At 63.0% G+C, this 19,904-nt stretch carries 21 protein-coding genes; 6 read left to right on the top strand and 15 right to left on the bottom strand.

Going from position 1 to position 19,904, the window contains the following annotated elements; translation table 11 throughout:
• Positions 1 to 119 precede the first annotated feature (119 nt).
• The 14 genes from EB815_RS28670 to EB815_RS28605 form a co-directional block, all read right to left on the bottom strand.
• A complete protein-coding gene (locus tag EB815_RS28670; protein WP_056565661.1) occupies positions 120 to 746 on the bottom strand; it encodes a sarcosine oxidase subunit gamma in 627 nt (208 codons plus the stop codon).
• Positions 739 to 3,720 (bottom strand): sarcosine oxidase subunit alpha, encoded by a 2,982-nt coding sequence (locus EB815_RS28665; RefSeq protein ID WP_056564322.1) that lies wholly within the window; start codon positions 3,718 to 3,720, stop codon positions 739 to 741. The genes EB815_RS28670 and EB815_RS28665 overlap by 8 nt, the downstream gene beginning before the upstream one ends.
• On the bottom strand, positions 3,720 to 3,995 hold the full coding sequence (locus tag EB815_RS28660) for a sarcosine oxidase subunit delta (RefSeq protein WP_056564319.1): 276 nt from the start codon (positions 3,993 to 3,995) through the stop codon (positions 3,720 to 3,722). The genes EB815_RS28665 and EB815_RS28660 overlap by 1 nt, the downstream gene beginning before the upstream one ends.
• Positions 3,996 to 4,011: 16 nt before the next feature.
• Entirely contained in the window at positions 4,012 to 5,265 is a 1,254-nt protein-coding gene (locus EB815_RS28655) for a sarcosine oxidase subunit beta family protein (protein ID WP_056564316.1), read from the bottom strand.
• A 36-nt stretch (positions 5,266 to 5,301) separates the two neighbouring features.
• Positions 5,302 to 6,609 (bottom strand): type III glutamate--ammonia ligase, encoded by a 1,308-nt coding sequence (gene glnT, locus EB815_RS28650; protein WP_056564313.1) that lies wholly within the window; start codon positions 6,607 to 6,609, stop codon positions 5,302 to 5,304.
• A gap of 94 nt (positions 6,610 to 6,703) precedes the next feature.
• The gene (locus tag EB815_RS28645; RefSeq protein ID WP_056564310.1) at positions 6,704 to 8,032 is read right to left on the bottom strand and encodes an FMN-binding glutamate synthase family protein; all 1,329 of its coding nucleotides are present in this window, start codon (positions 8,030 to 8,032) and stop codon (positions 6,704 to 6,706) included.
• Between the two features lie 6 nt (positions 8,033 to 8,038).
• Positions 8,039 to 8,770 (bottom strand): GXGXG domain-containing protein, encoded by a 732-nt coding sequence (locus tag EB815_RS28640; protein ID WP_056564307.1) that lies wholly within the window; start codon positions 8,768 to 8,770, stop codon positions 8,039 to 8,041.
• A 4-nt stretch (positions 8,771 to 8,774) separates the two neighbouring features.
• Positions 8,775 to 9,671: a class II glutamine amidotransferase gene (locus tag EB815_RS28635; protein WP_056564304.1), complete on the bottom strand. Its 897-nt coding sequence runs from the start codon at positions 9,669 to 9,671 to the stop codon at positions 8,775 to 8,777.
• A gap of 85 nt (positions 9,672 to 9,756) precedes the next feature.
• Complete coding sequence (locus EB815_RS28630) at positions 9,757 to 10,086, bottom strand: hypothetical protein (RefSeq protein ID WP_056564300.1); 330 nt, start codon at positions 10,084 to 10,086, stop codon at positions 9,757 to 9,759.
• Positions 10,083 to 10,772, bottom strand: coding sequence for a hypothetical protein (locus tag EB815_RS28625; RefSeq protein ID WP_056564297.1), 690 nt, complete (start codon positions 10,770 to 10,772; stop codon positions 10,083 to 10,085). The genes EB815_RS28630 and EB815_RS28625 overlap by 4 nt, the downstream gene beginning before the upstream one ends.
• 45 nt (positions 10,773 to 10,817) lie before the next feature.
• On the bottom strand, positions 10,818 to 12,221 hold the full coding sequence (locus EB815_RS28620; RefSeq protein WP_056564294.1) for an APC family permease: 1,404 nt from the start codon (positions 12,219 to 12,221) through the stop codon (positions 10,818 to 10,820).
• 14 nt (positions 12,222 to 12,235) lie between these two features.
• Positions 12,236 to 12,391 carry a hypothetical protein gene (locus EB815_RS28615; protein ID WP_162258859.1) on the bottom strand — a complete coding sequence of 52 codons (156 nt, stop codon included), beginning with the start codon at positions 12,389 to 12,391 and terminating at the stop codon, positions 12,236 to 12,238.
• A gap of 39 nt (positions 12,392 to 12,430) precedes the next feature.
• Positions 12,431 to 12,808 (bottom strand): hypothetical protein, encoded by a 378-nt coding sequence (locus EB815_RS28610; RefSeq protein WP_056564291.1) that lies wholly within the window; start codon positions 12,806 to 12,808, stop codon positions 12,431 to 12,433.
• Positions 12,809 to 12,820: 12 nt separating this feature from the next.
• Positions 12,821 to 13,108 (bottom strand): hypothetical protein, encoded by a 288-nt coding sequence (locus EB815_RS28605; RefSeq protein ID WP_056564288.1) that lies wholly within the window; start codon positions 13,106 to 13,108, stop codon positions 12,821 to 12,823.
• Between the two features lie 285 nt (positions 13,109 to 13,393).
• Between EB815_RS28605 and EB815_RS28600 the strand changes: the two genes are divergently transcribed.
• From EB815_RS28600 to EB815_RS28585, 4 genes are all read left to right on the top strand, one after another.
• Complete coding sequence (locus tag EB815_RS28600) at positions 13,394 to 14,527, top strand: aminomethyltransferase family protein (protein ID WP_056564285.1); 1,134 nt, start codon at positions 13,394 to 13,396, stop codon at positions 14,525 to 14,527.
• A 41-nt stretch (positions 14,528 to 14,568) separates the two neighbouring features.
• Positions 14,569 to 15,165, top strand: coding sequence for a dimethylamine monooxygenase subunit DmmA family protein (locus EB815_RS28595; protein ID WP_056564278.1), 597 nt, complete (start codon positions 14,569 to 14,571; stop codon positions 15,163 to 15,165).
• On the top strand, positions 15,162 to 16,127 hold the full coding sequence (locus EB815_RS28590) for a PDR/VanB family oxidoreductase (RefSeq protein WP_056564268.1): 966 nt from the start codon (positions 15,162 to 15,164) through the stop codon (positions 16,125 to 16,127). Before EB815_RS28595 ends, EB815_RS28590 begins: the two co-directional genes overlap by 4 nt.
• Before the next feature lie 90 nt (positions 16,128 to 16,217).
• A complete protein-coding gene (locus EB815_RS28585; RefSeq protein WP_056564267.1) occupies positions 16,218 to 17,258 on the top strand; it encodes a heme-dependent oxidative N-demethylase family protein in 1,041 nt (346 codons plus the stop codon).
• 297 nt (positions 17,259 to 17,555) lie between these two features.
• Here the strand turns inward: EB815_RS28585 and EB815_RS28580 are convergent, their stop codons facing one another.
• Positions 17,556 to 18,275 carry a helix-turn-helix domain-containing protein gene (locus EB815_RS28580; RefSeq protein WP_056564265.1) on the bottom strand — a complete coding sequence of 240 codons (720 nt, stop codon included), beginning with the start codon at positions 18,273 to 18,275 and terminating at the stop codon, positions 17,556 to 17,558.
• A gap of 49 nt (positions 18,276 to 18,324) precedes the next feature.
• Here EB815_RS28580 and EB815_RS28575 point away from each other — a divergent pair, with 49 nt between their 5' ends.
• Together EB815_RS28575 and EB815_RS28570 are read left to right on the top strand one after the other, a co-directional pair.
• Entirely contained in the window at positions 18,325 to 18,540 is a 216-nt protein-coding gene (locus EB815_RS28575) for a hypothetical protein (RefSeq protein WP_155772373.1), read from the top strand.
• Entirely contained in the window at positions 18,537 to 19,895 is a 1,359-nt protein-coding gene (locus EB815_RS28570) for an NAD(P)-binding domain-containing protein (protein ID WP_056564262.1), read from the top strand. The genes EB815_RS28575 and EB815_RS28570 overlap by 4 nt, the downstream gene beginning before the upstream one ends.
• Positions 19,896 to 19,904: the final 9 nt, after the last annotated feature.

Below are 19,904 nucleotides of genomic sequence, written 5' to 3'. Positions count from 1 at the left end.
TGAGGGGTGCGTGACGGATCACCGTCATTGCCAAGCTGTAGCACCCCCCATCCGACCTCGCTTCGCGAGGCCACCTTCTCCCACAGGGGGAGAAGGGAAGGCCACGGTAAGGTGCTAGACTAGGTCAATTCCTCGGAATGCCTGATGTTGACGCCATACTCCGCAGCCGAGTCGAGCATCGTATGCCACAGGCTTTCGGCAAAAGTCGCAAACACAAGAACGTTGAACACCGCCTGGCCATCCACCCGGTCATTGCCGCGCCAGATCGTGACGCTGGTGTGATCCATCGAGGTCGGGGCCGCCGTCCCAACCGCGAACGTATCGGGGTGCAGATCGATCGAAGACAGCTTGGCCAGCATTGCGCGTGCCTTGGCGCCGGAGGCGCTGATCAGCACGCGCGCGTGCGATTGGTCGGACAGCGACGTCGATGCGGCAAAGGCAGGCGCAAGCGCCCCCGTCCCATGCTTGCCGCCTTGCGACAGGACGAAAAACTGATCCGGCCCCGACCAGATCAGTGTTGCGTCCGCCGTGGTGACCGCCTTCGGCGTTTCCGGAGCGGCGACGCCGAACCTGCCCTTCGCGGCCTTGGCCATGTCGGCTGCCTTGCCGCGTCGCGCCATCACCTGGACGAGGTCGAAATTGCGGATCTCGGTCAGCAAGACGCCGGCATCGCCACGTGCGCCATACGCACCCGACACGAGCGCGCGGTCAAGCGGACTGCGGATGTCCCAGGAAAACTCAGCCACGCTGGCGCCCTCCATCCGGATCGTAGAAGACGGGATGACACAGTTCGACATCATAGTCTTCGCCGCGAATCGGGTCGTGCGCATGGACGATCTCGCCGATGCGTTCGCGGCCGCGCTCGACGAGCGCGAGCCCGATCCACTGGTCTGATGTCGGCGAGAAGCAGACCGAGGTGACATAGCCTTGGTCGTTGCCTGGCCCGGGCGTCTGCCCCTTCGGGATAATATGCGCACCGGAGCGCAGCCGGCGCGCTCTGTCGGTGGGCCTGACTCCGACGACGACCTGACGGTCTGGCGCGACCAGCGCCTCGCGCCCGGCCATGACACGGCCGATGAAATCTTTCTTGGTGGACATCAACTTGCCGAGGCCTAGGTCGGCGGCCGTCGTCGTGCCGCTCAGTTCCGGTCCGGCGATATGGCCCTTTTCGATGCGCATCACGCCAAGCGCCTCGGTGCCGTAAGGCGTGACGCCGAAAGGCCGGCCGGCCAGCATCAGATTGCGCGCCATCGCTTCGCCGTAGCGTGCGGGAACGGAAATCTCGAACGCCATCTCGCCGGAGAAAGAGATGCGGAACAGCCGTGCCTTGATACCGCCGCGCAAGGCGACTTCCCGCGCGCCCATGAACGGGAAACCTTGGTTGGAAAGATCCTCCGCCGGGTCGACGACCTCCTTCAGCAGATCGCGGGTCTTCGGTCCGGCGATGGAGAACTGTGCCCATTGGTCGGAGACCGAAGTCAACTGGACGTCGAGTTCCGGGAACAGCACTTGCCGACAGTATTCGAGATGCTGCATCACCAGCCCGGCCTTGGCGGTGGTGGTGGTGAGGAAGTAGTGGTCTTCGGCCAGCCGCGACGTCGTGCCGTCGTCGTAGACGATACCGTCCTCGCGCAGCATCAGCCCGTAGCGTGCCTTGCCGACGGCGAGGTTGGAGAAAGTGTTGATGTAGACGCGGTCGAGGAAGGCGCCGGCATCCGGGCCGTGCACGTCGATCTTGCCGAGCGTCGAGACATCGCAGAAGCCGACGCCGCTTCGTACTGCCTTGACCTCGCGGGTCACAGAGTCCAGCCAGTCCTTCTCGCCCGCGCGCGGATACCACTGCGCGCGCTTCCACAGGCCGGTGTCGACGAAAACGGCACCCCGTTCGGCTGCCCAGTGATGCGACGGCGTTAGCCTTGTGGCGTGGAAAGTCTCGTCGCGATGATGGCCGGCGAAGGCACCGATGGCGACGGGCACATAAGGCGGCCGGTAGATCGTCGTGCCGGTCTCGGGAATGGAGCGGGCGCTCACCGCAGCCATGATGGCGAGGCCGGCGACGTTCGAGGTCTTGCCCTGATCGGTCGCCATGCCGAGCGTCGTGTAACGCTTCAGATGTTCGACCGATTCAAAACCCTCGCGCTGCGCCAGCTCGATGTCGGAGGCGGTGACATCGTGCTGGTAGTCGACAAAGGCCTTGCCCTTGCCGGCAACGTGCCAGAGCGGCGTCAGCGAGAACGCCTCGTCGCCGGCGAGTGGGGCTGAGCCGGTCTTGCCGGCACGCCCGGCATCGCGCGCTGCTGCAGCACCTGCGGCGAACCCTTCAGCCAGGCAGGCGCCGAGGCCGAAGGCACCATTGGCGGCACCCGCCGCGACCATGCCGGGCGGCGCGCCGTCGGGAACGAAGGCGGCGATGTCGTCGCGCCATTTTGGCCGGCCGCGATGATAGGAGGTCAGCCCGACCGCCGGATTCCAGCCACCGGAAACCGCAAGCCCGTCAGCCTCGACCTCGGCGCGCGCGCCCCCGGTCAGCGACACGGCGATTTTCCTGACGCCATCCTTGCCGCCGTCAACGCCGCTGACAGCGCCGTGCAGCACCGGGAAGCCGCCCTTGGAGGCAAGCGAGCGATGGGCAGGGGAGACGTCGGCCCGCGCGTCGATCACCGCGGCGATCCGCAGTCCGGCTGCGAGTGCGGTCTCGACCGTGCGCCAGCCATCCTGGTTGTTGGTGAACAGCGCGACGCGTTTTGCGGGAGTGGCGGCGTAGCGCTTGACATAGGTGCGCATCGCCGAGGCCATCATCACACCGGGCGTGTCGTTGCCGGCAAAGACGATCGGCCGTTCGATGGCGCCGGCCGCGACAACACAGCGCTTCGCAACGATCCGCCACATCCGCTGACGCACCTGGTGTTCGGGCGGCGAGGGCAGGTGGTCGTTGACCCGCTCCAGCGCGCCATAGGTGCCCCCATCATAGACGCCGAACAGTGTCGTGCGGGTCATGATGCGGACATCGGGCATTGCCGTGAGCTCAGCCAGGGCCCGCGACAACCATTCGGCGGCCGGCAGGCCATCGATCGTGCCGCCATCCGACAGCAGCCGCCCGCCGGGCGCAAAATCCTCTTCGCACAGGATGACGCGGGCGCCGCCGCGGCCGGCGGCAAGTGCCGCTGCCAGACCAGCCGGACCGGAGCCGGCGATCAGCACGTCGCAATGCGCCCAGGCCTTGTCGTAGTGGTCGGGATCGGCAACACCGGCGGCGCGGCCAAGGCCAGCGGCGCGGCGGATCGCCGGCTCGTAGATCGCTTCCCAGAATTTCGCCGGCCACATGAAGGTCTTGTAGTAGAAGCCGGCGACGAAGATCGGCGCGAACAGCTGGTTGACCGACATGACGTCGAAGCGCAGCGACGGCCAGCGGTTCTGGCTGGCGGCCTCGAGCCCTTCGTAGAGCTCGGCCGTCGTTGCCTTGGTGTTGGGCTCGCGCCTGGCGCCTGTGCGCAGTTCGACCAGCGCGTTGGGCTCTTCCGAGCCTGATGTCAGGATGCCGCGCGGGCGATGGTATTTGAACGAGCGGCCGACCAGCTTGACGCCATTGGCAACGAGTGCCGACGCCAGAGTGTCGCCCTGGAAGCCGGAAAAGCTCTTGCCGTCGAAACGGAAGTTCAGCGGCGCCGTGCGGTCGATGAGACCGCCATTGTCCAGCCGGTTTTTCTGCGCGCCGGCCATCACGCGTCAACCTTCGCCGCGCCGGCACCCGGCGCCGGTTCGACCGCGGAAATCTCATGCGTCAGCGTGTTGCGCGTGACCTTCAGCCAAGCCCGGCATCCGCCGCCATGGTACCAGTTCTCGTTCATCACGCCGGCGATGTTGTCGCGCAGATAGACATAGTCGAAGACGGCATCCTCGCCGGCATCCGCCGCCGGCCGCACCGGTTTGGCGTCGCCGAGATAGGTGAACTCGCCGAGTTCGCGTTCGCCGCAGAAGGGACAGACAATACGCATGATTTTCTGGCCGTCCTCAGTGCAGGTTCGGTTGGGCGCCCTGGCCCTTTTCGTCGATCATGGCGCCAGTCCGGAACCGGTCGAGGCGGAACCGTGCGGCCTCCTCATGCGGCGTGTCGCGGGCCAGCAGATGGGCAAAGACAAAGCCCGATCCTGGCGTTGCCTTGAAGCCGCCATAGCACCAGCCGGCGTTCAAGTAGAGGCCGTCGACCGGCGTCTTGTCGATGATGGGCGAGCCGTCCATGGACATGTCCATGATGCCGCCCCACTGGCGCAGCAGGCGCACGCGGCCGATCATCGGCATCAGCGCCATGCCGCCCTCGCAGACGTCTTCCATCACGGGCATGTTGCCGCGCTGGGCATAGGAGTTGTAGCCGTCAATGTCGCCGCCGAAGACCAGCCCACCCTTGTCCGACTGGCTGACATAGAAATGGCCGGCGCCGAATGTCATGACGTTTGGGATCAGCGGCTTGATCGCCTCGGAAACGAAGGCTTGCAGCACATGGCTTTCGATCGGCAGGCGCAGGCCCGCCATATCAGCGACGCGCGACGAGGAGCCGGCGACCGCCATGCCGACCTTGCCGGCGCCGATCCTGCCGCGCGAGGTCTCGACGCCGGTCACCTTGCCGTTGGCGTCCCTGACAAAGCCTGTCACCTCGCAATTCTGGATAATGTCGACGCCGAGACCGCTCGCCGCATGGGCGTAGCCCCAGACCACGGCGTCGTGCCGCGCCGTGCCGCCGCGCCGCTGCAACAGCCCGCCTTGCACGGGAAAGCGCGCATTGTCGAAGTTCAGGAACGGCATCATCTTCTTGACCGCCGCGAGGTCGAGCAGTTCGGCGTCGATGCCGTTGATGCGCATGGTGTTGCCGCGTCGCGCATAGGCGTCGCGCTGCGCGTCCGAATGGTAGAGGTTGATGACGCCGCGCTGGCTGACCATTGAATTGTAGTTGAGGTCCTGCTCCATCCGCTCCCACAGCTTCATCGACAATTCGTAGAAGCCGGTGTTGCCCGGCAGGCCGTAATTGGAGCGGATGATCGTGGTGTTGCGGCCGGCATTGCCGGAGCCGATCCAGCCCTTTTCCAGCACGGCGACATTCCTGACGCCGTATTCGCTGGCGAGAAACCAGGCCGTGGCAAGGCCATGGCCGCCGCCGCCGATGATCACCACGTCATAGCGATCTTTCGGCGTGGCGTCGCGCCAGGTGCGTTGCCAGTTCTTGTGGCCGGAAAGGGCGGCCCGTGCGAGCGAGAAGATCGAGTATTTCATCAGTTCATTCCGAGGTCGCTCGCACCGCTGGTACGGCTAGATGTCCAGCGTGTGGTCGCGCTCCCATTGCGTGAAGTGCGAAGCATAGGAATTCCATTCCTGGTGCTTCAGCTTTAGGTAAGCCGACGAGAATTCCTCACCCAGCGCCGTCTTCAACGATTTGTCCTTGTCGAACTCGCGCAGCGCGTCGAGCAGGTTGAGCGGCAGTTTCGGCGCGCCCTTCACCGTGTGCCCGTGCTGGTACATGTCGATGTCGTAGCGCTTGCCCGGATCGGCCTTCGAGCGGATGCCGTCGAGGCCGGCGGCGATGATGACGGCCTGCAACAGATAAGGGTTGGCCGCGCCGTCCGGCAGGCGCAGTTCGAAGCGGCCGGGGCCTGGCACGCGCACCATGTGGGTGCGGTTGTTGCCGGTCCAGGTGACCGTGTTCGGCGCCCAGGTCGCGCCGGAGATTGTGCGCGGCGCGTTGATGCGCTTGTAGGAATTGACCGTCGGGTTGGTGATCGCGGCAAGCGCCGAGGCATGCTTCATGATGCCGCCGAGGAAATTCTTGCCCTTGGCCGACAGGCCGAGTTCCATCGAATTGTCGGCAAAGACATTGGTCTTGCCCGTCTTGTCCCACACCGAGATATGAGCATGGCAGCCATTGCCGGTCAGGCCCTGGAAGGGTTTTGGCATGAAGGTGGCGCGCAGGCCGTGCTTCTCGGCCACTGACTTGACCATAAACTTGAAGAACGAGTGCTTGTCGGCGGTCGCGAGCGCATCGTCGAAGGCCCAGTTCATCTCGAACTGGCCGTTGGCGTCCTCGTGATCGTTCTGGTAGGGGCCCCAGCCCAGCGCCAGCATGTGATCGCATATCTCGGCGATGACGTCGTAGCGGCGCATCACGGCCTGCTGGTCGTAGCACGGTTTCGAGGCCGTGTCGTATTTGTCGGAGATGACGCTGCCGTCCGGCGAGATCAAAAAGAATTCGGCCTCGACGCCGGTCTTCACATGCATGCCGTCGCCGGCAGCCTCCGTGATCAGCCGCTTCAGCGTGTTGCGCGGCGCCTGGTCGACCTCCTTGTCGTCCATGATGCAGTTCGCGGCGACCCAGGCGACGTCGGGCTTCCATGGCAACTGGATGACCGAATCCGGATCCGGCACCGCCAGCATGTCCGGATGCGCCGGCGTCAGATCGAGCCAGGTGGCAAACCCTGCGAAGCCGGCGCCGTCCTTCTGCATGTCGGCGATGGCTTGCGCCGGCACCAGCTTGGCGCGCTGGCCGCCGAACAGATCGGTGTAGGAGATCATGAAATATTTGACGCCGTTCTCCTTGGCGAATGCGGCGAGATCGTTCCCCATTATAGTTCCTCGCTTATGGTATTTTCGGTGTGCTGTTTCTTCGTTCGAGCGTGATCTCTTCCGGAAACCGGAATTCACTTTTCAGGATCATGCTCTAGAAGCCGTTCTTCCCCGGTATCCAGTTGGTGCCGGCCAGCGGTACGCCAGCCATGGCGGCGGCTTCGATGGTGAGCGCGACGAGATCCTCGGGCTCAAGATTGTGCAGGCTGTTCTTGCCGCAGGCTCGCGCGATTGTCTGCGCCTCGAGCGTCATCACCTTGAGGTAGTTGGCCAGCCGGCGGCCGGCGGCCACTGGGTCGACCCGCTTCATCAGTTCGGGATCCTGCGTGGTGATGCCGGCGGGGTCGCGGCCTTCATGCCAGTCGTCATAGGCGCCGGCCGTGGTGCCGAGTTTGTTGTATTCCGCCTCCCAGCGGGGGTCGTTGTCGCCGAGCGCGACCAGGGCTGCCGTTCCGATCGAGACGGCATCGACGCCGAGCGCCAGCGCCTTGGCGACATCGGCGCCGTTGCGGATGCCGCCGGAGACGATCAACTGCACCTTGCGGTGCATGCCCAAGTCCTGCAGTGCCTGCACTGCCGGCCTGATGCAGGCGAGTGTCGGCTGGCCGACATTCTCGATGAACACTTCCTGCGTTGCCGCCGTGCCGCCCTGCATGCCGTCCACCACGACGACATCGGCGCCGGCCTTCACGGCGAGCGCGGTGTCGTAATAGGGGCGGGCACCGCCGACCTTGACGTAGATCGGCTTTTCCCAGTCGGTGATCTCGCGCAGTTCGAGGATCTTGATCTCGAGATCGTCCGGGCCGGTCCAGTCGGGATGGCGCGAGGCCGAGCGCTGGTCGATGCCTTTCGGCAGCGTGCGCATCTCGGCGACGCGGTCGGAGATTTTCTGGCCGAGCAGCATGCCGCCGCCACCCGGCTTGGCGCCCTGGCCGACAACGACCTCGATGGCATCGGCGCGGCGCAGGTCGCGCAGGTTCATGCCGTAGCGCGACGGCAAATATTGGTAGACCAGTTGTTTGGAATGGCCGCGCTCCTCCTCGGTCATGCCGCCATCGCCCGTCGTGGTCGAGGTGCCTGACAGCGTCGCGCCGCGCCCGAGCGCTTCCTTGGCCGGGCCCGACAGCGAACCGAAGCTCATGCCGGCGATGGTGATCGGGATCTTAAGCTCGATCGGCTTCTTGGCGTGGCGCGAGCCGAGCACGACCGAGGTATCGCAGCGCTCGCGATAGCCTTCGAGCGGATAGCGCGAGATCGAGGCGCCGAGGAACAGCAGGTCGTCGAAATGCGGCAGCTTGCGCTTGGCGCCGGCGCCCCGGATGTCATAGATGCCGGTCGCCGCGGCGCGGCGGATCTCGGAAAGCGTGTAGTCGTCGAAGGTCGCGGATTTGCGCGGCGTCGTCGGCGGGTTGCGATAGGTCATGCTGCCTCAATACGCGTCGGCGTTGTCGATATTGAAATTGTAGAGCGTGCGCGCCGAGCCGTAGCGCTTGAACTCCGACGGCTTGACGCCGGTGATGCCGGCGCGGTCGAGCAGGCCTTGCAGCAACTCGAGATGCTCGGGCCGCATCTCCTTGGCGATACAGTCGGCACCCAGGCTGTCGACCTTGCCGCGCACGAACAGCCGCGCCTCGTAGATGGAATCGCCCAGCGCATCGCCGGCATCGCCCAGCACCACCAGATTGCCGGACTGCGCCATGAAGGCCGACATGTGGCCGATATTGCCGTGCACGACGATGTCGATGCCCTTCATCGAAATGCCGCAGCGCGACGACGCGTTGCCCTCGATGACCAGCAGGCCACCCTTGCCGGTTGCGCCGGCATACTGGCTGGCATCGCCTTTCACGATGATCGACCCCGACATCATGTTCTCGCCGACGCCGGGTCCCGCCGAACCATGGACGGTGATGGTGCTGCCCGAATTCATGCCTCCGCAGTAGTAGCCGACGCTGCCGCGCACATCGATGCTGACAGGCTGGTCGACCCCGACGGCGACCGAATGGCTGCCCTTCGGGTGCAGCACTTCCCATGCCGTTTCATTCGAGCCCGGAGCCAGGTTGTGCAGCGCCTGGTTGAGCTCGCGCAGCGACGACACATCGAGATCGAAGATCCGGGAGGCGTGGTCTTGCGTCGCTGCCTTCGAAAGTTTGGTTGCCGGCATGAACTCAATGCTCCCAGAAATAGACAGTTGCGGGTTCCGGTTCCCAGACCCTCGCATTGTCTATGCCGGGCAGCTTGGTCAGCGCGCGATATTCCGAGCCGAAGGCGACATATTGGTCGGTCTCGGCCATGACGGCGGGCTTGCAGGCAATCGGGTCGCGCACGACGCCGAAACCGTTCTTGGTGCCGACGACGAAGGTGAAGAAGCCGTCGAGGTCGGAAAGCGTGCCTTCCAGCGCTTCGCCGAGGTTCTTGCCATGCGCCATCTGCGAGGAGAGGTAGGCGGCGGCGACCTCTGTATCGTTCTCGGTCTCGAATTTCATGCCTTCGCGAACCAGTTCGCGGCGGACATTGTTGTGGTTGGAGAGCGAGCCATTGTGCACCAGGCACTGGTCGGCGCCGGTCGAGAACGGATGCGCGCCCATGGTCGTCACCGCCGATTCCGTTGCCATGCGGGTGTGGCCGATGCCATGCGTGCCTGCCATCTTGCGGACATCGAAGCGATCGACGACCGCTTCCGGCAGCCCGACTTCCTTGTAGATCTCGACCACGTCGCCGGCGCCCATGATGCGGATATCGGGGCGCAGCGCCTGGATCGCCTCGCGCGCTTCGTCGATCTTGGCAGGCGCTGTCCTGACGACGGCATGAGTCGATTTCACCGCTATGCTCACCGGCACACCGATCGCCTTGGCAAGCTCGCTATCGAGGTCGCGAAAATCGCGCGCCGGCTTCGCCGACTGGATGGTTATCTTGGCTTCATTCCTGGAGGGCGCGCCATAGATGGCGATGCCGGCACTGTCCGGGCCGCGATCGCTGAGCGAGACCAGCATCTCCGACAGCATCGCGCCGAGCTTCGGCTCCAGCGACTTGTCCTTCAAAAACAGTCCGACAATTCCACACATGTCAGCCTCCCGGCGTTTGCAGCTAAGAGATGATGTATCGAATGCGTTGTGTGAATTCAATCATATGAAAAAAATTTTCCTCTAGTTACGTATGTGGCGCAATGCCGCCATGCGAATTCTCGCTGTCCTGCACGGCATTGTGAACCCATCGGGCGTGGCGGATGCGGGCGAGCTTGTAGGCGTCGAGGATCGACAGGGCATAGATCAGGAAGCCACCGGCATGACGGCCGATGAAGCCGGCGTCCGGCGGCGCGATCCTGACGGTCACCCAGGCCAGGATCATCATGAAGAACAGAAACTGCAGCCCGCGCACCGGCACGCCCAGAATGACATGGCCGCTTGCCGGCAGCACGATGGCCGAACCCAGGACGAGATAAGGGCTCACCGGGGCTGGCTTGGGGATTGGACTGGTCATGCGGCTTGCCGTTCGCTGCGATTGATGGCGTCTCGCAGCTCCGAGAGGGAGACAAGCAGCCGCTGAACAAGCGTCGGATCGATCCGAGCGTCAACGAAGGCGGCCTGCCGGAAAACGCCGTAGCGTGCCCGCTCGGCCTCGGCCAGCAGCCAGACGATGCGCGCACCTCCGGGGGTGATCAACAGTTCCTTGGCGCGTCCTTCCGAAAAGGGTTCCAGGTGGTCGGCGATGATGCCTTGCGGGAAACGCGTGCCTCGACGGTCGGTGCGCAGCACCGCCTCGGCTGGAAATCCCGGAGCCTTGGGCAGCGTATGCTGGAGATGGTCGAAATTGGAGAAGGTCGTCGGCGAGCCCGGCCGCATCATCATGTCGAACGTGGCCTGCACCGCGACCTTTTCGATGATCGAAACGCTGAGCCAGCGGGCCGGGAGTTTTCTTGTTGCCAGCGTATCGACAATGGTGCGCAGTTGAACGCGTTGGCCGCTCCACGATCCTTCCCAGGTGATGACACCGGCGGTGCCGTCAGAAACATCGGCGGCATCGGCGATGACGGTTCGGACGGCGGCCTCGTCGGCGGCAAGCGCCGCCAGAACCCTGTTGCGGCCGCGACGCGCCAGCCACGCAAGATGGAGGGCGAGAGCCAGGACAATGGCCCCGGCGAATAGTGCTGATGTCACTTCGGACATTTTGTCATGCCAGGCTCACCCCGAATCCGGACAAGCCTACTCCCATCAATAGCCCTGAGGTTTCGGCCAGGGCATGGTGAACTGGTCGCCACGCCGCACGAATTTGTAGCGGTAGAAGTGGAACCACAACGAGATCAGGAAGTAGAACGCGACCATGGCGCTCAGCTGCGAACCGAAGCCGAGGAAGATGGCGAAGAAAGTCACCACGCACAGGCAGAACAGCACGATCGCCGGCAGCGGATGGAAGGGATGCGTATAGCCGCGGCGGATCGTGCCGAGCGGCCACTTCTTGCGGAACATCATGATATTGATGCTCATGAAAGTGTATTGCAGCACGCCTGACAGGATCGAGAAGGTGATCGCCTGGTTGAGGTCGGCGATGAAGGCGAAGGCGAGCGCGATTGGCAGCAGGAACAGGATCGACCGGTAAGGCGTGCGGTATTTGGGATGCACGGCCGAGAACCAGCTCGGCAGATAGCGATCGCGACCGAGCGAGAACCAGGCGCGTGCCGCGTCGTTGATGCAGCCATTGGCCGATGCCAGGGCCGCGAGCAGCGTGGCGACGAACAGCAGGTTCTCGAGCAGCGGGCTGCCGGTCAGCCTGCCGGCGTCCCACAGCGGGTAATAGGTGATCCCGAGATATTCCCAGGGCATCAGCGAGGCGCAGACATACCAGGTCATGGCGGCGGCGATCAGAAGCGTGATCATGCCGGCCATGGTGCCGTAGGGCAGGGAGCGCGCCGGCGAGCGAACTTCCTCGGCGGCCTGCGTGGTGCCTTCGATGCCCAGATAGAACCAGATGCCGAACTGGAAGGCGGCGATGACGCCGATCCAGCCATAGGGCAGGGCATTGGCGGGTGTGACCAGCTCGTTCAGCTTCAGCACGGCACCTTGCGTCCACGGGCTGACCGAGAAGAACAGGATGACGATCGAGACATAGGCGATGGCGGTGATGACGAAGTTGACGTTGAGCGTCATCAGCACGCCGCGGTAATTGAGCCAGGCCAGGACGACGATGGTCGCGGCGATGAAGGCATTGTGGTTCAGCCCCTCGACCCCCGCCTTGGCGACGATCGTGTCGCCGAGCAGGATAGCGTCCGAGACCTCCAGCATGGTGTAGGCGAAGACCAGGAACAGCGCGACGTTGAATGCCATCAGCGGTCCGACGATGTGCTTTGCCTGCGCGTACTGGCCTCCGGCGGCGGCAACAGTCGACGTCACCTCGGAATCAATCATGGCGACCGAGGTGTAGAGCAGTCCGACGATCCAGCAGACGATCAGCGCCGCCAGCGTGCCGCCCTTGTCCGCGGCAAAATTCCAGCCGGTGAATTCGCCCACCAGAACGATACCCACGCCGAGGGCCCAGACATGGGAAGGGCCAAGTACCCTGAGCAGCGAAACCCGGCCGCCATGCACTACCGTTTCTGCCGTTTCAAGCGCGACCGTCATCGTTCAATCCCCACTCAGATCCGGTGTTTTTCGGAAACGGCTTCAAGCTCGCCTTCGCGCGACGAGGTCAGAACGTCCTCGGAATAGGTCGTATCGACCTTGAACCAGTCGTAGAGCATCCAGATCGCGAGCAAGATCGAGATGCCCCAGCATGCGTAAGAAAGTGCCATCCACATGATCGTGTCCCCGATGACTCGTCGCCAGAACTTTTACTTGTCGTCGAACTTCTCGTTGATGACGTCGCGATATTCGCGATCGGATGCACGGAACAGGAAGACGAAATAACCGATCAGCACCGCCGCCATGATGATCAGCGTCGGCCAGTCGATGACGTAGTGAAAACGGTTCTGGATGATGTCGTGCGCGGTCTCGGGCGTGTAGCCGAGCTTTTCCCAGATCGAGGCCATGGTCGGGTTCTGGCCGAGAGCTTCCCAGGTCTTGGCGTCAAGCGCGTCGATGGATTTGGCGGCTCCGGCAAGGCCCAGTTTCAGCGGCAGCCACAGCGCCACGAAAATGGCGACCACCACGACCACGATGTCGAAAACCTGGCCGGTCTTGCTCTGCTCCGGCGGCGTGTAGCGGGACATGCGTTGTACCCCTCAGGACTTGCGGTTGCGGGACGCGTCGGCGTTCTTGATATCGAGACCGTAGATGAAGTCCTTGTCTTCCTTGTAGTGCTTGACCATCGCCAGGATCGCGGCCGTGTTGAAGATCAGCACGGCGGCGGCGGCAATCGCGACGACGGCCTTGATGCCGTCGTGCGGAATGTACGGCCATGTCATGAAGAGCACGAAGAGGATCGTCGCCCACAGGCAGATGATCAGCAACGCGGCTCCGCGCAAGTCGGAACGGTACAGCGCTTCGATGCGCTGCTGCAGGTCTGACATCGGTTTTCCCCTTTTCCGGGCGCCCGGTTCCGAATCCTCCGCGCGCCGCTCTCTTTCAAGAGAGTGAAATTTTTTTCATAAATTCAGACCGTTTTCCGCAATTGTCAAGATGAATTTACGTCGGGTTAACCATTTGGTCGGGACGGCCAATTTTGCCTGACAATGAAATTATTTGCTTTCAGGGGATTGCGGCTCTCCCGCGTTTGCGGTCAATATTCAAGCCAAAGCTCCGGCCTCCGCGCCAAGGAGCAGGGAACAGTGGATTTTTGAACGGAGGACGAGCGGATGACGGCATCCTGGAGATTTTCGACCTTGGCGGACCGCCACCGCGCGCTGGGTTCGAAGCTCGAAGACTGGAGCGGCATGGGGACCGCCTGGACCTACGACAAGGACGCCGATGAAGAATACATCGCCATCCGCACCAAGGCCGGTCTGATGGATGTGTCGGGGCTCAAGAAGGTTCACATCACTGGGCCTCATGCCTCGCACCTCATCGACCTCGCCACCACGCGCGACGTGGAAAAGATCTATCCGGGCAAGTCGGCCTATGCCTGCATGCTGAACGAGGCGGGAAAATTCACTGACGACTGCATCCTCTACCGCACCGGCCCGAACAGTTGGATGGTGGTGCATGGTTCGGGCACCGGCCATGAGGAATTGCAGCGCGCCGCGATGGGCCGCGATGTCTCGCTGCGCTTCGATGACAATCTGCACGATCTGTCGCTGCAGGGACCGACCGCGGTCGATTATCTGGCCAAGCATGTGCCCGGTATCCGCGATCTCAACTATTTCCATCATATGCAGACGCAGCTGTTCGGTTTCCCGGTAATGATCTCGCGCACCGGTTACACCGGCGAGCGCGGCTACGAGATCTTCTGCCGCGGCCAGGACGCCGGCACGATCTGGGACAGGATTCTCGACGAGGGCAAGAACGCCGGCATCATCCCGTGCCGTTTCACCACGCTCGACATGCTGCGTGTCGAAAGTTATTTGCTTTTCTACCCCTACGACAATTCCCAAAAATATCCGTTCGAGAACGAAGGCCCCGGCGACACGCTGTGGGAGCTCGGCCTCGACTTCACCGTCAGCCCCGGGAAGACCGGCTTCCGTGGGGCCGAGGAGCACTACCGGCTGAAGGGCAAGGAGCGCTTCAAGATCTATGGTGTACTGCTCGACGGCAAGGAGCCCGCCGACGAAGGCGCACCGGTCTACCGCGACGGCAAAAAGGTCGGCGTGGTGACATGTGCCATGTATTCGCCGCTGGTCAAGAAATCGATGGGCATCGCCCGCCTCGACGTCGACTGCGCGGTCAAGGACACCAAGCTCGAGATCCGCAACAAGAACGGGTCGATCAAGGCGACAGCGCAGCCCTTGCCTTTCGACGATCCCAAAAAGACCAAGCGCACGGCCAAGGGTTGAGGCATCATCAACGGCGAGGGGTTCGAGGCACGAAGACTTAAATGGCAGCCAAAAGCATCATCAGCCGGCCGGTCTACGGAACGCTCTCTCCGCAGCCCGGCAAACACCATCTTTTCATCGCCGATGCCGAAGGTGCGCTCGCTATTTCAGACATGGCCGCAGGAGCGCCGGCCGGGTTTTTCGACGGCGCCGAAATCGTCTTCATCCCGGGCCCCGACGGCAAGCATGTCGACGCCCTCGAAGCGCTGAAGCCGGGGCAGTTTCATCAGGCGCCGTCCTTCGCAAGCGTGCTGCCGCGACTGAAGCAGACACTGAGCAATGCCCATATGGGGTTGCGCCTCTACCTCGCCGGCACCGAAGGCCTGATCGGCCAGGCCATGCAAGTAGCGCTCGAAGCCGGCATCGACCATACCTCCATGCAGACCGAGCATCGCGGTTCCCTGGCACGGCGCATGCAATGCGTGCACTGCAAAGGCATCACCGAAAACGTGACGACGCAGCCCGCCACCTGTTCGCACTGCGGGCTGCTGCTTCTGGTGCGCGATCATTACTCCAGGCGCCTCGCTGCTTTCCAGGGCGTGTGCATCAACGCCGAGGATCGCTCCGAGATTCCTCCGATGGAGGAGGCCTTCCCATGAGCACCGGCACCACCAAGCTCGATGTCGTGGTAAGCGACGTCGTTCCTGTCAACGAACTGGTCACCCGCTTCCATTTCCGCCGGCGCGACGGGCAGATGTTGCCGACCTTTTCCGGCGGCGCCCATGTCGTGGTCGAGATGCGCGACGGCGATCGCACCCGGCTCAATCCCTATTCGCTGATGGGCTCGCCGCTCGACACGCGCGAATACACGATCTCCGTGCGCCGCGACGATGTCGGCCGCGGCGGCTCGCTGTTCATGCATCGCAGCGTCAAGCCGGGGCTGGAGATGGTGATCAGCTACCCGGTCAATCTGTTCTCGCTCGACCTGCGTGCAAGAAAGCACCTGATGCTTGCCGGCGGCATCGGCATCACGCCCTTCATGGCGCAGACCGCGCAACTGGCCGGCGAAGGCGGAAACTTCGAATTGCACTACACCTGCCGCACCGCCTCGCTCGGCACCTATGCCGATGTGCTGCGGGAGCGTTACGACCGCCGGATCAGGCTCTACCATGACGACCGCGACGAGCGCATCGACCTCGACCGGCTGCTGTCGACGCAGCCGCTCGGCACGCATCTCTATGTCTGTGGCCCGGCCGGCATGATCAACTGGGCGCGCGACCGCGCGGCTAGTCTGGGTTGGCCGTCGGAAGCCGTGCATTTCGAGCATTTCGCGGCACCCCAGCCTGGACTGCCCTTCGACGTGACGCTGGCCGTCAGCGGCAAGACGATCCGGGTCGGCGAACAGCAGAGCCTGCTCGAGGCCATCGAGGCGGCCGGCGTGGATCCGCCGTATCTCTGCCGCGGCGGCGTCTGCGGCCAGTGCGAGACCAACGTCATCTCCTACGATGGCAAGTTCATCCACAATGACCATTGGCTGAGCGAGGAAGACCATCGTTCCGGCTGCAAGATCATGCCGTGCGTGTCGCGCTTCGAGGGCCGGTCGCTGGTCTTGGAGCGGTAGAACATTTTGCAGCCAAGTGGATACACTTGGCGTCGCAGAAATGCGGCTAAACAAAGAGATAGAGCGGGCATCCCGCTCTAGGAGGAAATCATGGGCATCACCTTTCGCAAGGAAACGTTCCGCGACGATTTCACCTTCAGGAACAGCCCTGAGCATATCAGGCGGTTCCCGTTCCCGTTCCACGAAGACGCCTACATGTATGCGGTCAACATCGAGCCGCATGTCGTCGGCCCCAAGGGCAGCGTGCTCGAGAACCTGATCGACGTCGACGAGCACTATGTCGCCGAGATGCAGGACCGCGCTTTGGTGCTGGCCGAGGATCCGCTGCGCTGCCAATCGTTGCCGCATATGACGCTGGCCGGCTGGGACCTGCTTGAGCTTTTGATGGAGCAGCAGGCGCTTGGCTATCCCGAGCATTTCACGCTGACGCGCGACGGCGACCGCTGGCGCTGGATCAACCGGCCGCTCGGCATCGACGATACCTTCACCTTCGGCGACACCTCGACGCTGCCTTACGGCCCGATGGAATATATCACGAGGCAGAGCCAGGGCGATTTCTGCATCCTCGACCAGCGCGACGGCAATCTGTGGATGGATGCCGGCATGGTCACCACCCAGGCCGACTGGTCGCTCGATTTCGACATAGGCATGAATTTTTTCGAGTGGCACGCGCCGGTACCGCTGGCGCATGAGAAGGGGATTTTCGTCAGGGCGCTGAAGTTCCTCACCAACATCCAGCAAGGCAAGCCGGCACGTCGTCTCAACTGGACGATGACCATCAATCCGCGCCTCGACACCAGCCCGGAGAATTATCACAAATGGGGTCCGGACCGGACAACCGTGACACCGGAGAATGTCGGCGACAAGGTCCATCTGCGCGTCGAATTGCAGAGCTTCTGGCGGCTGCCGCGCTCCAACAGCATCGTCTTTCCGATCCGCTGCTACCTGATCAAGATGGACGAGTTGGTGACGCAGCCGAAATGGGCGCGGCGCCTGCACCGCGTCATCCGCGACCTGCCTGAAGAACTCGCGACCTACAAGGGCCTGACGCGCTACCGCCCCACATTGGTGGAGTGGCTGTCGAGGCTGGATGATGGCAGCCCGACGAGCCCAGGGTTTGGGCCGGATTAGAGCTGCCGTCGAAGCTGCCAAGATGGGCACGAAGGAACGCGAACCATCGAATTCGTCATCTTGGGCGAAGCAAGGAGCGAAGCGACGCGGCGCAGACCCTAGGATCCATTCCGTGACGTTAAAGCGTTGTAACGGTTGAGAATTCTGCTCCGTTGCACCGTCGGCGAAGGTCGCGGCATGGATCCTCGGGTCAAGCCCGAGGAAGCGCGCGGTTTGAGCCGGTCCAAGCAAAGACATGCCGAGGGCGCGCCCCTCTGTGCTACCGTACATCACTCCCACGAGAGGGCGATTAGCCAATCACCCGGAACTGCCCTGCGGATAGCAGATAATCGACAGATACCGCATCGGCAGCTTCGTCAGCTGCTCCGGGCCATGCGGCGCGTCCGCGTCGAAGAACAGGCTGTCGCCGGGCTTCATCGGATAGAGGTTGCCGCCGTGCCGGTAAACGACTTCGCCTTCCAGCATGTAGAGGAATTCCATGCCCTCGTGCTGGAAGGTCGGGAACACGTCCGAATCCTCGGTCAGCGTGATCAGATAGGGTTCGACGACGACGCCGCTGGTGTTCGAACCGATATGGCCGAGCAGATTGTACTGATGACCGGCACGTGTGCCGCGGCGCTCGACATCGAGGCCTTCGCCGGCCTTGACGAAGACAGCACTTCGCTCTTCCTCGAAGCGACGGAAGAAGGCGGTGACGGGAACGCCGAGCGCCCGTGACAGCGCCTGCAAGGTGGTCAGCGACGGCGAGGTGATGCCGTTCTCGATCTTCGACAGCATGCCCAGCGAAATGTCGGTGGCGACCGCCAGGTCGGCGACTGTGATCCCGAGCTTCTTGCGGAACGCCCGCACCTCGCGGCCGATCGCGACCTCCAGCACTTTCTCGCGTGTGTCGCGGATGGCGTGCGGGTTCTGCGTCAGCGGCGCCCGGATGGTCTTTCCGTCCGCGGAGACCTTTGCCAACGGCTTGGCTTTTGCAGGACCATGACCGGCCTTCGAATCCGAAATTGTCTTTGCCATCTCGCCCCCGCAACTTCAGGATTTATTTCACTCACGGTGAACATCTTAGGTGCCGATACAGGAGCGCAACCGCGACGGCAAGCCATCTTGTGTCGCATGTGCCGGCTCGGCGACTGCAATCGCCGCAGGTTTTTCGCCAGGAATCCGCTGCGCGCAAATGCCGTTCCAGCAGATGTCTGTTGACAGCACGGAAGGGCCAATTACTGTCACTCTCAGTGAAATTTGTTTCGCTGGGGAAATCAAAAAAGAGGAGGCCCTGAAATGAAAACTCGCGTTGCCGTCATCGGAGCCGGACCGTCCGGCCTGGCACAGCTCAGGGCCTTCAAGTCGGCTGCCGACAAGGGCGCCGAGATTCCCGAAATCGTCTGCTTCGAAAAGCAGTCCGACTGGGGCGGCCTGTGGAACTACACCTGGCGCACCGGCCTCGACGAACATGGCGACCCCGTGCACGGTTCGATGTACCGTTACCTCTGGTCGAACGGACCCAAGGAATGCCTGGAATTCGCCGACTATACCTTCGAGGAGCATTTCGGCCGGCCGATCGGCTCCTACCCGCCGCGCGCCGTGCTGTGGGACTACATCAAGGGCCGCGTCGAGAAGTCGGGACTGCGCAAATGGGTACGCTTCAACAGCCCGGTGCGCATGGTCACCTTCTCCGACGAGACAAAGAAATTCACCGTCACCGCGCATGACCGCACCAACGACGTCACCTATTCCGAAGAATTCGACAATGTCGTCGTCGCCTCCGGGCATTTCTCGGTGCCCAATGTGCCGTACTTCGAGGGTTTCTCGACCTTCAACGGCCGCATCCTGCACAGCCATGATTTCCGCGACGCGATGGAATTCAAGGGCAAGGATATCCTGATCATCGGCCGCTCCTATTCGGCCGAGGATATCGGCTCGCAATGCTACAAATACGGCGCCAAGTCGATCACCTCCAGCTACCGCTCCAAGCCGATGGGCTTCAAATGGCCTGAGAATTGGAAAGAGGTACCGCTCTTGCAGAAGGTCGTCGGCAAGACCGCGCACTTCAAGGACGGCACCACCAAGGATGTCGACGCCATCATCCTGTGCACCGGTTATCTGCATTCCTTCCCCTTCCTCACCGACGACCTGAAGCTCAAGACCGCCAACCGCATGTGGCCGCTCGACCTCTATGAAGGCGTGGTGTGGGAGAAGAATCCGAAGCTGTCCTATATCGGCATGCAGGACCAGTTCTACACCTTCAACATGTTCGACGCGCAGGCCTGGTTCGCGCGCGATGTCATCATGGGCCGCATCAAGCTTCCCTCGGCCAAGGCGATGGCCGAACACAGTGCCAAGTGGCGGGCGCGGGAGGAGACGCTGGAGGACGCCGAGCAGATGATCTGGTTCCAGGGCGACTACACCAAGGAACTGATGGACCAGACCGACTATCCCGGCTTCGATGTCGAGGCGGTCAACCAGACCTTCATGGAATGGGAACACCACAAGGCGGAAGACATCATGAGCTTCCGCGATCACGCCTATCGCTCGCTGATGACCGGCACCATGGCGCCGCTGCATCATACGCCGTGGCTGCAGGCGCTGGACGATTCGATGGAGAGCTATCTCGAGGTGAAGGGCGTCGCGGCGGAATAGGCCGCGGCG

The organism is Mesorhizobium loti, assembly GCF_013170705.1.
GTDB classification, from domain to species: domain Bacteria; phylum Pseudomonadota; class Alphaproteobacteria; order Rhizobiales; family Rhizobiaceae; genus Mesorhizobium; species Mesorhizobium loti_D.
This window is presented reverse-complemented; position numbering and strand designations above follow the sequence as displayed.

Excerpts from the sequence above, each read along its gene's own strand:
- EB815_RS28665 (WP_056564322.1), bottom strand. The coding sequence starts at position 3,720 with ATGGCCGGCGCGCAGAAAAACCGGCTGGACAATGGCGGTCTCATCGAC.
- EB815_RS28660 (WP_056564319.1), bottom strand. The coding sequence starts at position 3,995 with ATGCGTATTGTCTGTCCCTTCTGCGGCGAACGCGAACTCGGCGAGTTC.
- EB815_RS28655 (WP_056564316.1), bottom strand. The coding sequence starts at position 5,265 with ATGAAATACTCGATCTTCTCGCTCGCACGGGCCGCCCTTTCCGGCCAC.
- glnT (WP_056564313.1), bottom strand. The coding sequence starts at position 6,609 with ATGGGGAACGATCTCGCCGCATTCGCCAAGGAGAACGGCGTCAAATAT.
- EB815_RS28645 (WP_056564310.1), bottom strand. The coding sequence starts at position 8,032 with ATGACCTATCGCAACCCGCCGACGACGCCGCGCAAATCCGCGACCTTC.
- EB815_RS28640 (WP_056564307.1), bottom strand. The coding sequence starts at position 8,770 with ATGCCGGCAACCAAACTTTCGAAGGCAGCGACGCAAGACCACGCCTCC.
- EB815_RS28635 (WP_056564304.1), bottom strand. The coding sequence starts at position 9,671 with ATGTGTGGAATTGTCGGACTGTTTTTGAAGGACAAGTCGCTGGAGCCG.
- EB815_RS28630 (WP_056564300.1), bottom strand. The coding sequence starts at position 10,086 with ATGACCAGTCCAATCCCCAAGCCAGCCCCGGTGAGCCCTTATCTCGTC.
- EB815_RS28625 (WP_056564297.1), bottom strand. The coding sequence starts at position 10,772 with ATGTCCGAAGTGACATCAGCACTATTCGCCGGGGCCATTGTCCTGGCT.
- EB815_RS28620 (WP_056564294.1), bottom strand. The coding sequence starts at position 12,221 with ATGACGGTCGCGCTTGAAACGGCAGAAACGGTAGTGCATGGCGGCCGG.
- EB815_RS28615 (WP_162258859.1), bottom strand. The coding sequence starts at position 12,391 with ATGGCACTTTCTTACGCATGCTGGGGCATCTCGATCTTGCTCGCGATC.
- EB815_RS28610 (WP_056564291.1), bottom strand. The coding sequence starts at position 12,808 with ATGTCCCGCTACACGCCGCCGGAGCAGAGCAAGACCGGCCAGGTTTTC.
- EB815_RS28605 (WP_056564288.1), bottom strand. The coding sequence starts at position 13,108 with ATGTCAGACCTGCAGCAGCGCATCGAAGCGCTGTACCGTTCCGACTTG.
- EB815_RS28600 (WP_056564285.1), top strand. The coding sequence starts at position 13,394 with ATGACGGCATCCTGGAGATTTTCGACCTTGGCGGACCGCCACCGCGCG.
- EB815_RS28595 (WP_056564278.1), top strand. The coding sequence starts at position 14,569 with ATGGCAGCCAAAAGCATCATCAGCCGGCCGGTCTACGGAACGCTCTCT.
- EB815_RS28590 (WP_056564268.1), top strand. The coding sequence starts at position 15,162 with ATGAGCACCGGCACCACCAAGCTCGATGTCGTGGTAAGCGACGTCGTT.
- EB815_RS28585 (WP_056564267.1), top strand. The coding sequence starts at position 16,218 with ATGGGCATCACCTTTCGCAAGGAAACGTTCCGCGACGATTTCACCTTC.
- EB815_RS28580 (WP_056564265.1), bottom strand. The coding sequence starts at position 18,275 with ATGGCAAAGACAATTTCGGATTCGAAGGCCGGTCATGGTCCTGCAAAA.
- EB815_RS28570 (WP_056564262.1), top strand. The coding sequence starts at position 18,537 with ATGAAAACTCGCGTTGCCGTCATCGGAGCCGGACCGTCCGGCCTGGCA.